Genomic DNA, 13982 nt, shown 5'->3' with positions numbered 1-13982 from the left:
AGATGCTGATAGGGCATCGTTCCATACCCAAGAGAATTATTTGCGAGCGTTGTCTCTACTGCTCAACCCATTGAACACAGTCGTACACAAACGCAGGGCTTAAAAAACCGTCGCCTGCCTTTCCGGAAGCGACGCTGATGCCCACTGAGTTCAAACCCGCATGCAGTGTAGTGCGTGGAATGACGTATTCGAACAGCACGTTATTGCCACGGTAGGTCCCGCGTGTGATGCCCCGGCTGTCAGGCTGGTTCGAGGGCGGTGGCAGTGGCGCCTCCCAACCCTGGTTGACCTTGATCTGCGGGCGTCCGCCGTCCTGGGCCAATGTCACGTAGAGGCGCAATCGATAGTCGCGTACCTCGTTTGGCCTGAGTGAAAAATTGATCCGGGTCGGGGAGTTGACGTCTCGCCACTGCACGGCAGGAAAGTCGCTCAGCGGGCTGCTCCCCACCGTATAGATCACCGGTTTCCAGGGCGCCATGCGTGAATCAGAAGGGTGTTCGGACGCCAGTCGACTGGCATTAAGGAAACCTGCCGGCGTACCATCTGCCACGCCGATCTGCCACTTCACACGGCCCTGGGGCACCTGCGCATTCAGCGTTACCTGCGCCTGCGCGCCGGGCATGATGTCGACAGTCCCGCGCGCCACTTCCAGCTCATTCTGATAGAGCGTTGTTCGATAGCGCCCAGGGCGAACACCCTCTACCTGGGCGTTACCGTTGGCGTCTGCGCGAGCCCAATATTGCGCGTCGGCATTGCTCAACCCTACCAACACCGGCAGGCCACTGCCGACGCCGGACAGATGAGCCGATACCGACCCCCGCCCAGCGCTGCCGATGAACCCCTTGAGCCCCAGTGATTGATTCACGAAACTCAGGTCGCCAAGGGCCGCGGCAGGCGCTGCTCCTTCTGTAAACAGCAACCCATAGGGCCCGTGCAGTCCCCCGCGATAGGGTTCCGTCTGGGTGTGGTTGGAGAACATATAGTTATACAACTCATGGGTCTTCAGGGTTTTCTGCGTGGCGATGTCCTTGAAAAATGGCCCCCCTGCGCTGAGTTCGCGGTTACCCATCAGCATATAAACCGCAACGCCTGGGCCGCTCACACCGTGGAGCGGGTCGTCGATCATCGGGCGTGCAGAATAGAACTTCGAGCTGGTGCGCCCATCCGGCAGCAGGAACACATCCTTGCCCTCAATCGCCTGCCCGACATTGGAATCGGTGCCCCAGGCGGCTTTGGGCAACTTGCTGGCATCCAGCCGGGTCACGAAGCGCAGCTCACCGACGGGCAAGCGTGTCGGCGCGTACGTCGCCAGGTAAATCGCGCTGCGCCCTTTATGGGCTATGTAGTACTGGGTCAAATCGTGCGCCTGCGCGCTGACCACGATGGTATCTCCCACCGAGTGGGCATCGACCTGCGCGGCACCCAGGCCAGAGGCGATCTGTGACCCTTTCGACTCGTGGGTCTGCAGTTCGTCACCGTGATACACCATGGAGACGAGATCGCCATTGCGGGTGTCCACGCTGAAAACAAGATTTGCGCCGGTATCAACCACAACCCGCGTGTCAGATTGCGTGAAACCAAAACTGCCAGCTTGCGCATCAGCAGGTAGCGTGCCGGCCCACAGACATGCGCAGAGCAGCATCGATAGAGAGCGTTTCATTTGCTGGCTTCTTCAATTGACATGAACAAGGTTACTTTTGCCCGCACCGGACTCGTGGGGCACGTGCGCAAGCGCCGTTTCCGCCGGCAGCGGCGTGATCAGGTAGGCACGGTATCGCGCAAGGTTTTTCAGCGCGTCAACGTCCTGTGGACGGTAGTCCGTGCCACTCAGGTGTTGCAGGTTAGGCACACACGCTCTGCCGATCACGCTTTGACAAGCAGTGCCGACCGGTCCCGTTGCAGGTTCGAAGAGCGCATAAGCGGTGCCAGGCTGATCGGTATCGTTGAACAAAGGATGTGTCACGTGCTCGAACGCATTGCCCTCCACCAGCAGGTGCGAGGAGGCGGTGCGTGACATGATCGCGCCTTGATAGGTCAGGTTGCTGAAAACGTTGTTCACCAGTTGCGCGCTGATATCCGCATTGCCCATACCGCCGGCGTGGGGTGCGCGCCCAGACGTATCGTGGACGTAGTTGCTCGCCACCGTCAGGGTGTCGTGGTGACCGAGGAACAACCAGACCCAATAATGATGCCCGTCACAGGTCGCGGAGTACGGCGTGCGTCCATCGAATTCGTTGTGGGAAATCGTCACGTGGGACGCCGTGCCCCATCCGGTCACAATCATCTGCCGGCCGATCCGCGCGAAGGTGTTGTGGTCAATCCATACCCCATCGGCACCGTCCAAGGTCAGCGCATCCCCACCCCAGACCACGCGGGGATTGATATCGGACAAAGTCAGGTTTTGAACGATGACGTTGTGAGCGCCACCGCCGATGAACAACCCCATGCCCTTAATGCCTGCAACGCTGCCCACGCCGATCAGCGTCTTGTTGGAGCCGACCTTCAAGCGCTGCAATCCGGCGTTGTCATAGCTCACCTCGACCGGCGGCTTCGCTTGGCAAAACCCGTTCGCACCGTTGATCGCCCATTGCCCTCCTCCCTGCGGACAGGCGTTGGCCATGCAACCGGTCTCGTGGGTTTGTGCGCTGCCGTTTTCAACCACCGAACCACGAAAGTCGAAGTCATGGTCCAAGGCGATCACGCGCGGGGCGTCATCCGTGCAGTTTCCGCGCGTGTCAAACGAGGCACACAGCGCCTTTTTCAGATCGTCCAGGCTACGCGGTTGTACGGCCGGGGTGTTGCCGCCGCCGGTGACTCCCTGGGCAAACCCCTCAGGTCGCTCAGCCGCCTCGGAGCCTGGCGGCAACCCCAAACCAATGCACAGCACAAACCAGGGCGCCAGTTTTATCCAAAAAACCCGACCGCGTGCCCGATCCGGCAGGCGAAGTAGATTCAACAGATGAGGGCGCAGAGATTTAACAGAGCGGTGCATAGAGTTCTCCAGTCGGTGCATCAGCACCCGGGCTTGCCGCCTCTGACGGCAAGCCCGACATGATCAATCACATGGCGTGGAGAGTTGAACAACGGCTGATATTTATCAAATGTATAAATTATTACTCAGAACCTATTCAGTTTTGGTTCAGGTTTTGCGCTCTTGGAACGTTAAGAAGCCGTCAAACCCGGGGTGTGCGACGTTGGATGAAATGGGCTCAGTGAGCAAACAACGAATTGCCCTTCTGCCCCGCGAGTTTTTCCGGTTTGATCAGGAAGCGTGCCAGCGCCGGCAGCAGCCACAGCGCGCCGAACATGTTCCACAGCAGCATGAAGGTCAGCATCAGGCCCATGTCGGCCTGGAACTTGATGGCCGAGAAGATCCAGGTCGCCACGCCGATCGCCAGGCACAGGCCGGTGAACAGCACGGCTTTACCGGTGGACTTGAGCGTCTGGTAATAGGCTTCCTGCAACGGCAACCCAGCGCGCAGGAAACTCTCCAGGCGGCTGTAGATGTAGATGCCGTAGTCCACGCCAATCCCTACGCCCAGGGCCACCACCGGCAAGGTCGCGACCTTGACGCCGATGCCCATGAACGCCATCAGCGCGTTGCCCAGCACCGAGGTCAGCACCAGCGGCAACACGATGCACAAGGTCGCCGCCCACGAGCGGAAGGTGATCATGCACATGGTGGCCACGCACAGGTACACCAGGATCAGGATGGTCAGCTCGGACTCCTTGATCACCTCGTTGGTGGCCGCCTCGATCCCGGCGTTACCGGCGGCGAGGATGAATTCCAGGCCGTCCTTGTTGTTCTCCTTGGCGAAGTCCTGCACCGCATGCACCGCGCGGTCGAGGGTTTCGGCCTTGTGGTCGTTGAGGAACACCAGCACCGGCGCCAGGGAGCAATTGTTGTTGTACAGGCCATCGGCGCGGGCGATGGAGTTGTTCAGCACGTCGGGGTTGCGCGACAGGGTTTCCCATTTCAGGTTGCCCTCGTTCATGCCCTTGATCATCTGCTTGGACACGGTCACCAACGAGATGGCCGATTGCACGCCTTCGGTGTTCTGCATCTTCCACATCAACTGGTCGATGGGCGCCATGGCTTCATAACGCGAGCAGCCTTCGGCCTTGGTCTTGACCATCACCACCAGCACGTCGGAGCTGGTGGAGTAGTTGCTGATGATGAAGTTGTTGTCTTTGTTGTAGCGCGAGTCGGGGCGCAGCTCCGGCGCGCCCTGATCGAGGTCGCCGATCTTCAGGTTCTGGCTGTACCACAGGCCGCCACCGAAGGCGACCAATGCCAGGGCAATCGACACCGGCGCGACTTTGGGGCTGGCGAACTTCGACAGCAAGCGCCAGAACGGGTGCTCGCGGTGTGCGTCTTTCTTGCTGCGCTCGATGGCGCGTTTGCTGATGCCCACGTAGGAGATCGCTACCGGCAGCAGGATAAGGTTGGTGAACACGATGACCGCCACACCCACCGAGGCGCCGATCGCCAGTTCGCGGATCACGCCGATGTCGATGATCAACAGGGTGATAAAGCCGACCGCATCGGCGAGGATCGCGATCATTCCCGGTAAGAACAGCTGGCGAAAGGTGCGACGCGCAGCGGTCAGGGCGTTGTCGGCATCACTGGATTGCAGGGCGATGCCGTTGATCTTCTGTACGCCGTGGGAAATACCGATGGCAAAGATCAGGAACGGCACCAGCATCGAGTAGGGATCCAGCCCGAAACCCAAGGCATGCATCAGCCCAAGCTGCCAGATAACCGCCACCAACGTGGTGCTCAACACCGCGATGGTGCTGCGCAGGCAGTTGGTAAACCACAGCAGCAGCACCAGGGTGATGACGAACGCGATACCGAAGAACATCACCACCATCACCAGGCCGTCGATCAGGTCGCCGACCTTCTTGGCAAAACCGACGATGTGGATCTTGACGTTGGGGTTCTGCGCTTCGAACTTGTCGCGGATCTTGTCTTCGAGTTCATGGGAGAACTTGCGATAGTCCAGGGCCAGCAACTTGCCCTGGTCTTGCGGGTCCGGGTAGGACTCCAGCAGTGGAATGTCGACGATGCTCGACTTGAAGTCGTTGGCCACCAGCCGCCCGACCTGCCCGGACTTGAGCACGTTGTTGCGCAACTGGTCGAGGCTTTCCGGCGAGCCGTTGTAGCTCTGCGGGATCACTTCGCCGCCGGCAAAACCTTCCTCGGTAACTTCGGTCCAGCGCACGCTGGGGCTCCACAGCGACTTGAGGCCGGAGCGGTCGACGCCGGAGATGTAGAACACCTCATCGTTGATCTGGCGCAGAGTCTCCATGTACTCCTTCGTGAAGATGTCACCGTCCTTGGCTTCCACCGAGATGCGCACCGTGTTGCCCAGGTTCGCCAGGTCGTTGCGGTGCTCCATCATCTTCTCGATGAAGGGGTGCTTTAAGGGGATCATTTTTTCGAAGCTGGTGGACGGGCGAATCAACGTCGCTTGCCAGAACAGGAAGATACTCACCAGCAGGCAGATCGTGATCACTGCCGGGCGGTTATTGAAAATCAGGCGCTCGAGAAACGTGGCCTTGTCGTTGTGATGACTGCTCATGCTGTCCCCGCCTTCTTATTGTTTTATCAGCTCGGCACCGGTGGGAGTCGCGACGCGAACGCCGCCCTGCCCCACCAGAATCAAGTTGCCGTTGCCCGCCGCCGTGACCGCCGACAGCGAAATGCGGTCCGGGCGATTGAATACGCTGAAGGTCAGGCCGTCGTCGTGGCTGACCACCACGCTGCCGCCGTTGCCCACCACCACGATTGAGCCGTCATCCAGCAGGGTCGCCCCCGACAAGCCGAACTCCAGCGCGCCACGGGTGGCGTTCAACTCGACCGGCTCCCAGGTACTGCCAAAATCCGTGGAGCGGAACAGGTTGCCGCGCAGGCCGTAGGCCAACAGCGTCTGGGCCTGGGCGGTGCCGATCACGCCGAACAGCGAACCCTCGTAGGGACCTTCGAGTTTTTCCCAGGTTTGGCCCTCATCGTGGGAGCGGAACATGCTGCCCTGCTCGCCGACGATAAACAGCCCGGCGTCTTTCACCTGGGCGATGGCGTTGAGGTGGTATTGGTCTTCGTTGTCGAGGCGGTCGCTGACGTCGTCCCAGGTCTTGCCGCCGTCGGTGGTTTCGATCAACGCACCGTAGGCGCCCACGGCAAAGCCGTTGCTGGCGTCCTTGAACCAGACGTCGAGCAGCGGCGCTTCGCGCTTGAGGTCCTGGAATTGTTGGGTCCAGCTCACACCGCCATCGGTGGTGGCGAGGATCTGTGCGTCATGCCCCACCGCCCAGCCGTGTTTGTCATCGGCGAAAAACACCGCCGTCAGCAGTTGCCGGGTGGGGACTTTGGCTTGGGTCCAGGTGGCGCCCTGGTCGTCGGAATAGAGGATGTGCCCGCGATCACCGACCGCGACCAGGCGTTTGCCTGCGTGCACCACGTCGATCATCAGGCTTTTGGCAGCCTTGGGGGAATCAATGGCGAACACCGCTGCGGCGGTGGTTTCTGTGGCGGCGTGGGCAGGTGTCGACAACGCGACACCCCCCAGCAACGAGAGCGCTGTGGCCAGCAATGCGACCCTGCGCGTGGCCTTCGGGCGGTAAAACACCACACCCATGACAGGCTCACTCATAGACCTTTCTCCCATTTATTATTGTTAGGTCGTCTTGCCGTTCGGAGCCCTGAAACCTGCAATCTAGAGCGCCTTGGGGAAGCTGGGCCATCCTAGCGGGCTTTGGAATCGTCTGACAATCGGCGCTACGTTATGTTTTGTTAACTGGAGGCCGTTAAGCCGGTGCTGAATGTAACGCTATCAGCAGCGGTGATCCGTGGAGGGGGGCTGTTGTGGCGAGGGAGCTTGCTCCCGCTGGGCTGCGCAGCGGCCCCAATATCTTGGGAGTGCTTCGCACTCCAGCGGGAGCAAGCTCCCTCGCCACGGAGTGCAGTGTGACCTACGAGAATGAATTTTTATTCTATCTATTGAATATTGGGAATATTTATTCCATAAATAGCCCTCTCAAAACAATAATTCGAAGGAACCCGGCTATGCGCGAACTCGGAATCGGCCTAATTGGCACAGGCTTTATGGGGCGTGCCCACGCCCTGGCGTTCAATAACGCGCGGGCGGTGTTTGAGCTGCCGGTGAAGCTCACGCTGGCCGCCTTGGCCGATGCCGATACCGAACGCGCGACACGCTGCGCCGCAGCCTGGGGGTTTGCGCGGGCCCATGGCGACTGGCAGCAGTTGATTGATGATCCCAAGGTCGACGTCGTCGCCATCACCACACCGAATCATTTGCACTACCCGATGGCCATGGCTGCGCTGGCGGCGGGCAAGGCGGTGTATTGCGAGAAACCGCTGGCGGTGAGCCTGGAGCAGGCGGCAGCCATGCGCGATGCAGCGAGCAAGGCTGGCGTGGTGACGCGGGTGGGTTACAACTATCAGCACAACCCGATGATTGGTTTGGCCCGGCAGTTGATCGACAGCGGTGAGTTGGGGGAGATCATCAGTTTCCAGGGGGAATTCAGCGAGGACTTCATGGCGGATGCGACATCGCCGTGGTCGTGGCGTTGTGAAGTGGGGCATGCCGGCGGTGCCTTGGCGGATTTGGGCAGTCATTTGCTGTCGATGGCGCGGTACCTGGTGGGGGATGTGCTGAGTGTGTGTGCCGATACGCAGACGGTGCATGGGCAGCGGCCTGCCACGGCGGGGAGTGAGACGCTGCGGGAGATTGCGGTGGATGATCAGGTGCATGCGTTGCTGCGGTTTGCCAATGGGGCGCGGGGGACGGTGAGCAGTAGTTGGCTTAAGCATGGGTATAAGAACCACCTGAGTTTTGAGATCAGTGGCACGCGCGGCACGTTGTTGTTTGATCAGGAGCGGTTGAATGAATTGCAGCTGTTTCGGGTTGGGCAGGAGGGGTTTCAGCGGTTGCTGGCGGGGCCTTCGCTGCCGGGGTATGCGGCTTTCAGCCCGGCACCGGGGCATCAGTTGGGGTACAACGAGTTGAAGACGCTGGAGGTGCATGAGTTGGTGATGGCGTTGGCTGGCGAGGGTAGCAACGGGACGGATTTTGCGGCGGCGTGGGAGGTGGAGCGACTGGCGACGGCGATTCGCCTGGCAGCCAGGGAAGAGCGGTGGGTCAGGTTGAATGAGGCCTAAATGTGGGAGCGGGCTTGCTCGCGAAGGCGGTGGATCAGCCAATACATCTGGCGACTGACACACCGCTTTCGCGAGCAAGCCCGCTCCCACATTAGGTTGTCATTGTGTTTGAGATTTGCGCATCAGGCGGTACGCGGCCGGGATGACGAACAGCGATAGCAGCGGTGCTGTGAGCATGCCGCCAATCATTGGCGCGGCAATTCGGCTCATGACTTCGCTACCGGTGCCGCCGCCCAACAGGATCGGCAGCAAGCCGGCGATGATCACGGCCACGGTCATCGCCTTGGGCCGCACGCGCAATACGGCGCCTTCGGTGATGGCTTCCTGCAAGGCCTGGTCCCCTCCTCCTTGTCGTTCAGCCCAGGCGTTTTTCAGGTACAGCAGCATGATCACGCCGAACTCCGCCGACACCCCCGCCAACGCAATAAACCCGACGCCGGTCGCCACCGACAGGTTGAAGCCCTGCCAGTACAACAACCAAACCCCACCGGTCAGCGCAAATGGCAATGTGGCGAGGATCAGCAGCGCCTCATCCACGCGACGGAACGTCAGGTACAGCAATACGAAGATGATCAGCAAGGTCGCCGGCACCACCAGTTTCAGGCGTTCATTGGCCCGCTCCAGAAACTCGAACTGCCCCGAATAGCTGAGGCTCATGCCCGGTTGCAACTGCACCTGCTGGTTGATCGCTTCACGCAAGTCCTTCACCACCGAGGCCAGGTCGCGGTCGCGCACGTCGATGTACACCCAGCCGGAAGGCCGGGCGTTTTCGCTCTTGAGCATCGGCGGGCCTTCGGTGACCTTGATGTGGGCCACGGTGCCCAAGGTGATCTGGCTACCCGACGGCGTGTAGATCGGCAGGTTGCTCAAGGCACTTACCGAGTCGCGCCACTCTTTCGGGTAACGCAGGTTGATGGGAAACCGCGCGAGGCCTTCGACGGTCTCGCCGATGTTTTCACCGCCAATGGCCCCGGAGACGATGGACTGCACATCGGTGATGTTCAGGCCATAACGCGCAGCTGCCGGGCGGTCGATATCCACATCAATATAACGCCCGCCCGTGAGACGTTCGGCCAGGGCCGAGCTGACGCCGGGCACCGTCTTGGCGACCTTTTCCACGGCCTGGGTCACGGCATCGATCGCCATCAGGCTGGTGCCCGCGACCTTCACGCCGATCGGGCTTTTGACCCCGGTGGCGAGCATGTCGATGCGGTTGCGGATCGGCGGAATCCAGATGTTGGTCAAGCCTGGCACCTGCACCACCCGGTCGAGTTCCTTCACCAGTTTTTCCGGGGTCATGCCGGGTCGCCATTGGTCTCGTGGCTTGAATTCAATGGTGGTTTCGAACATTTCCAGCGGGGCCGGGTCGGTAGCGGTTTCCGCGCGACCGGCCTTGCCGAACACATGGGCGACTTCCGGCACGCTCTTGATCAAGCGGTCGGTGCGTTGCAACAACGCACCTGCGGTTTGCGTCGACAACCCCGGCAGCGCCGAGGGCATATACAGCAAGTCGCCCTCATCCAGCGGCGGCAGGAATTCACCGCCCAGCTGCGACATCGGCCACAGTGCACTGGCGACCATCAACAGCGCCACCAGCAAGGTCATGCGCGGCCAGCGCAGTACCGCTTCGAGGGCTGGTTGATAGAGCTTGATCAGGCCGCGATTCAGCGGGTTGCGTTGCTCATCGGGGATGCGCCCGCGAATCCAGTAACCCATCAGCACCGGGATAAGGGTCACCGACAACCCCGCCGCGGCGGCCATGGCGTAGGTCTTGGTGTAGGCCAGCGGCCCGAACAACCGGCCTTCCTGGGCTTGCAGGGTGAACACCGGGATAAACGACAAGGTGATGATCAGCAGGCAGAAAAACAGCGCCGGTCCCACTTCCACCGCCGCATCGGTGACGACCTTCCAGTGCTCTTCACCCTTCAATTCACGGTTCGGATGCGCGTGGTGCCAGGCCTCGATTTTCTTGTGGCCGTTCTCGATCATCACCACCGCGCCATCGACCATCGCACCGATGGCAATCGCAATCCCGCCCAGGGACATGATGTTGGCGTTGATGCCCTGGAAGCGCATCACAATAAAGGCAATCAACACCCCCACCGGCAACGAGATGATCGCCACCAGGGAGGAGCGCAGGTGCCACAGGAAGATCCCGCACACCAGCGCCACCACCAGGAACTCTTCCAGCAGTTTGTGGCTGAGGTTGTCCACGGCGCGGTCGATCAGTTTGCTGCGATCGTAAGTGGTGACGACTTCCACGCCGGGCGGCAGGCTGGTTTTCAGTTGCTCCAGCTTGCTCTTGACCGCCGCAATGGCCTCGCGGGCGTTCTTGCCGCTGCGCAGGATCACCACCCCGCCCACTGCTTCGCCTTCGCCATCCAGCTCGCTGATGCCCCGGCGCATGTCCGGGCCCAGTTGAATCGTCGCCACATCGCCCAGGGTCACCGGCACGTTGTTGGTGTCGAGCCGCAGGGGAATGGCGCGAAAGTCTTCCAGGGTTTTCAGGTAGCCGGAGGTGCGCACCATGTATTCCGACTCGCCCATGTTCAGTACCGAGCCGCCGGTTTCCTGGTTGGCCTTGCCGATGGCTTCCACTACTTGCGCCTGGGTGATGCCGCGACTGGCCAGGGCCAGCGGATCGATCTGCACCTGGTACTGCTTGACCTGGCCGCCGATGGTTGCCACTTCGGCGACGTTGGGCAGGGTCTTGAGCTCGAACTTGAGGAACCAGTCCTGCAACGAGCGCAACTGCGCCAGGTCATGTTTGCCGGTGCGGTCCACCAGGGCGTACTGGTAAATCCAGCCCACACCGGTGGCGTCCGGGCCCAGCGCCGGCTTGGCGGATGCCGGCAAACGCGCCTGCAACTGGCTCAGGTATTCCAGCACCCGCGAGCGCGCCCAATACAGGTCGGTGCCTTCGTCAAACAGCACGTAGACGTAGCTGTCGCCGAAGAACGAAAAGCCGCGCACGGTCTTCGCCCCCGGCACCGAGAGCATGGTGGTGGTCATCGGGTAAGTGACCTGGTTTTCGACAATCTGCGGCGCCTGGCCCGGGTACGGCGTGCGGATGATCACCTGCACATCCGAAAGGTCCGGCAAGGCGTCCACCGGAGTGTTTTGGATCGACCACAGTCCCCAGGCCGTGACAAACAGCGTGGCCAGCAGCACCAGGAAACGGTTGGCTACCGACCAGCGGATCAACAGGGCGATCATGGCCGGGCTCCCGGTTGCATGCTCATACCGTCCATGGAGCCATCATTTGAAAAATCGTCGGACGATTGAGCGGTAATCCCCTTCAAACTTGCTTCAGAGTCCAGCAGAAATTGACCCGAGGCGACTACCTGCTGGCCTTCCTGCAAGCCTGCGACGATCACGGTCTGGTCCTGATTTTCGGCGCCTGCCTGGACTTCTACCGGGCGATACCGTCCGCCCTCCTCGGCCACCATCACCAGCACCCGTTTGCCGGTGCGAATCAGCGCCTCGCTCGGCAGCAACAACACCGATTGCCCGGTCGACTGCGCCAGGCGCACCTGCGCGGTCATGCCGGGACGCAACATACCGTCAGGGTTGGGCAGTTCAACCCGAACCTGCACAGTGCGGCTGTCCATGGCGGTTGCCGGCAGAATTGCGGCGACGGTGCCTTTAAATACCTGCCCCGGCAACCCGACAAAATGACTCTCGACGGTTTGCCCAACGGCCAACGCGGCACTCTGGGCTTCAGGCACGGCGACTTGCAGCCACACGGTCCCCAGGCCATTGACCCGCGCCAGGGTTTGGCCGGCCGCGACGGTCATGCCCTCACGCACATCCAGTGTTTGCAACGCGCCGCCCAACGGGGTGGTAATGGTCATCACCGATTGCACCCGGCCGCTGCGTTCCATCTGCGTGATCAACCCGGCGGGCATGCCACTCAGGCGCAGGCGCTGGCGGGCGGCGGCCAACAGGCCGGGATCGCTGTGGCGCAGGGCCAGAAACTCTTCCTGGGCGCCAGCCCATTCGGGCACCAGAATGTCGGCCAGGGGCGACTGAGCCTTGAGCACATCACCCGGCGCACGGGCGTAAACCCGCTCCACAAAGCCGGCAGCGCGAGCCTGCACCACCGCCACATCGCGCTCGTTGAAGGCAAGAATCCCCGACAGCTCAAGACTCGACGCCAGGACACCACGGCTGACACTCGCCAGGCGTACGCCGATGTTTTGGGTCAGGCTCGCATCAATGTGAATCGCCGCGCTTTCCTCGGCACCACCGGCGTAACGCGGCACCAGTTGCATGTCCATAAAGGGCGACTTGCCTGGCTTGTCGAATTTTTGCTGCGGGTACATCGGGTCGTACCAGTACAGCGCCTTTTTCTCATCCCGCGCCTGCATCGCCCCGGCCATCGCCGGCTGCGCCATGCGCATCTGCGCCAGCCAATAGCCGCCACCCAGGCCCAGCAGCAGGGCGCCGCCCAACAGGGCCACGTTCACGATTCGGTTATTCATTGGCCGCTTCCCCGTAAGCGAAATACAGCTGGGCGCCGGTCAGGGCGCGCTGCTCAATGGCATCAATCTGTTTGAAGCGCGCCTCGACCCACTCGCGGCGAGCGCTGACCACGTTCATCAGGTCACCCTTGCCCGTGCGATAACCCGCCAGGCTCAGGGAAACCTTCTCCTCGGCCAACGGCACCAGGCTGTCCTGGCTGCGCTGCACGGCGCGGTCCAGGCGCTGATAGTTGGCCAGGTCGTCTTCGAGTTCCTGGGTGTGTTCACGGGTCTTGGCTTCGCGTTCGGCGTCCAGTTGATCAAGCTGGGCCTGCTTGGCGGCAATGCCGGGGTTTTGCCGGCCACCGGGGAAAATCGGCAAGTCGAAGGTCAACTGCAGGCTGACCATATCGCCGTATTCACGGCCACGGTGCTGGTAGTCCACCTCCCAACTCCAGTCGGAGGTCTTTTGCGCCTTGGCCTCGTTCAGCCGGGCTTCGGCCTCGCGGGTACGCGGTACAAAGGCTTGCAGTACCGGATGTTGGTGCAGGTTGTGGGTGAAGCCCGTCGTGTCGACGTTCCAGTTGGGCAACTGGCCGCTGGGGGCTTCGCTGGCCGCCGAGCCGATCCAGCGCTTGAGGGCCGCGCGGGCCTGGGCGCGTTGCTGGGTCAGTTCGTCTTCGCGCTCGGCGAGGTCGGCGGCCTCCTGCCTGGGAATAACCGCGTCGGACGGCTGCCCACGGCCACCGGCCAATTGCGCACGCACGGTGTCTTGCAGCAGGCGATTCTGCTGATAGAAGTCCTTGAACAACGCCTCTTTGCGCTCCACTGCATAGGCGCGAATCCACGCCTGGGCGGTGGCCTGGCGGACGTTCAGGCGTTCTATCCGGCCTTCGGCGGCAGCCGTATCCACAGTGGCCGAGGCCAACTCAACACGGGCCTTGCGCTTGTCGCGGCTGGGCACTTGTTGCTGGATGCCGATCATTTGTTCGGTCATGTCATCGCCATACAGCGTGCCGCGATTGGGCCCGCCGACGGGGAAGTTTTGCAGGCCCACTACCAGTTTCGGGTCGGGCAGTTCACCTGCCGGAATCGCCGCCTGGGTCGCGGCCTGTAATTTGGACGATTCGGCTGCCAGCGACGGCGCGTTGTTTTGCGCCAGGCGCAAGGCTTCATCCAGGGTCAGCGCAGACGCCAGCGTCGGCCACGCCAGCACGCCCACCACCAGGGCACGCACGCATAGGGAATTCATCTTGAAGTTTCCTGTTCTGTTGCGCTGCGCACCGCTTTACGCGGCCCACAGCAAGGCCATCCCGGGTCAGGGACGAGTCTTC

At 61.5% G+C, this 13982-nt stretch carries 8 protein-coding genes; 1 reads left to right on the top strand and 7 read right to left on the bottom strand.

What is annotated here, in order from left to right; translation table 11 throughout:
• Positions 1 to 55 precede the first annotated feature (55 nt).
• From CEC48_RS07775 to CEC48_RS07760, 4 genes are all read right to left on the bottom strand, one after another.
• On the bottom strand, positions 56 to 1660 hold the full coding sequence (locus CEC48_RS07775) for a rhamnogalacturonan lyase B N-terminal domain-containing protein (protein WP_088423208.1): 1605 nt from the start codon (positions 1658 to 1660) through the stop codon (positions 56 to 58).
• Positions 1661 to 1672: 12 nt separating this feature from the next.
• Entirely contained in the window at positions 1673 to 2992 is a 1320-nt protein-coding gene (locus CEC48_RS07770) for a pectate lyase (protein WP_088423207.1), read from the bottom strand.
• 217 nt (positions 2993 to 3209) lie between these two features.
• Positions 3210 to 5585, bottom strand: coding sequence for an RND family transporter (locus tag CEC48_RS07765; RefSeq protein WP_088423206.1), 2376 nt, complete (start codon positions 5583 to 5585; stop codon positions 3210 to 3212).
• 15 nt (positions 5586 to 5600) lie between these two features.
• Positions 5601 to 6641 carry a YCF48-related protein gene (locus tag CEC48_RS07760; protein WP_256579681.1) on the bottom strand — a complete coding sequence of 347 codons (1041 nt, stop codon included), beginning with the start codon at positions 6639 to 6641 and terminating at the stop codon, positions 5601 to 5603.
• A gap of 428 nt (positions 6642 to 7069) precedes the next feature.
• Here CEC48_RS07760 and CEC48_RS07755 point away from each other — a divergent pair, with 428 nt between their 5' ends.
• On the top strand, positions 7070 to 8185 hold the full coding sequence (locus tag CEC48_RS07755; RefSeq protein WP_088423204.1) for a Gfo/Idh/MocA family protein: 1116 nt from the start codon (positions 7070 to 7072) through the stop codon (positions 8183 to 8185).
• Positions 8186 to 8284: 99 nt separating this feature from the next.
• Here the strand turns inward: CEC48_RS07755 and CEC48_RS07750 are convergent, their stop codons facing one another.
• The 3 genes from CEC48_RS07750 to CEC48_RS07740 are packed head-to-tail and all read right to left on the bottom strand — an operon-like array spanning position 8285 to position 13900.
• Complete coding sequence (locus tag CEC48_RS07750; RefSeq protein ID WP_088423203.1) at positions 8285 to 11401, bottom strand: efflux RND transporter permease subunit; 3117 nt, start codon at positions 11399 to 11401, stop codon at positions 8285 to 8287.
• Positions 11398 to 12669, bottom strand: coding sequence for an efflux RND transporter periplasmic adaptor subunit (locus CEC48_RS07745; protein ID WP_088423202.1), 1272 nt, complete (start codon positions 12667 to 12669; stop codon positions 11398 to 11400). Before CEC48_RS07745 ends, CEC48_RS07750 begins: the two co-directional genes overlap by 4 nt.
• Complete coding sequence (locus CEC48_RS07740) at positions 12662 to 13900, bottom strand: TolC family protein (protein WP_088423201.1); 1239 nt, start codon at positions 13898 to 13900, stop codon at positions 12662 to 12664. The genes CEC48_RS07745 and CEC48_RS07740 overlap by 8 nt, the downstream gene beginning before the upstream one ends.
• Positions 13901 to 13982: the final 82 nt, after the last annotated feature.

Origin of the sequence: Pseudomonas sp. K2I15, from assembly GCF_002204795.1 — a bacterium.
Taxonomy (GTDB): domain Bacteria; phylum Pseudomonadota; class Gammaproteobacteria; order Pseudomonadales; family Pseudomonadaceae; genus Aquipseudomonas.
Note: the sequence above shows the minus strand (reverse complement) of the source record. Positions and strands in the feature narration are given on the sequence as shown.

What these genes read in the sequence shown, in the direction of transcription:
- CEC48_RS07740 (WP_088423201.1), bottom strand. Translation starts at nt 13,900, where the DNA reads ATGAATTCCCTATGCGTGCGTGCCCTGGTGGTGGGCGTGCTGGCGTGG.
- CEC48_RS07775 (WP_088423208.1), bottom strand. Translation starts at nt 1,660, where the DNA reads ATGAAACGCTCTCTATCGATGCTGCTCTGCGCATGTCTGTGGGCCGGC.
- CEC48_RS07750 (WP_088423203.1), bottom strand. Translation starts at nt 11,401, where the DNA reads ATGATCGCCCTGTTGATCCGCTGGTCGGTAGCCAACCGTTTCCTGGTG.
- CEC48_RS07760 (WP_256579681.1), bottom strand. Translation starts at nt 6,641, where the DNA reads ATGGGTGTGGTGTTTTACCGCCCGAAGGCCACGCGCAGGGTCGCATTG.
- CEC48_RS07770 (WP_088423207.1), bottom strand. Translation starts at nt 2,992, where the DNA reads ATGCACCGCTCTGTTAAATCTCTGCGCCCTCATCTGTTGAATCTACTT.
- CEC48_RS07755 (WP_088423204.1), top strand. Translation starts at nt 7,070, where the DNA reads ATGCGCGAACTCGGAATCGGCCTAATTGGCACAGGCTTTATGGGGCGT.
- CEC48_RS07745 (WP_088423202.1), bottom strand. Translation starts at nt 12,669, where the DNA reads ATGAATAACCGAATCGTGAACGTGGCCCTGTTGGGCGGCGCCCTGCTG.
- CEC48_RS07765 (WP_088423206.1), bottom strand. Translation starts at nt 5,585, where the DNA reads ATGAGCAGTCATCACAACGACAAGGCCACGTTTCTCGAGCGCCTGATT.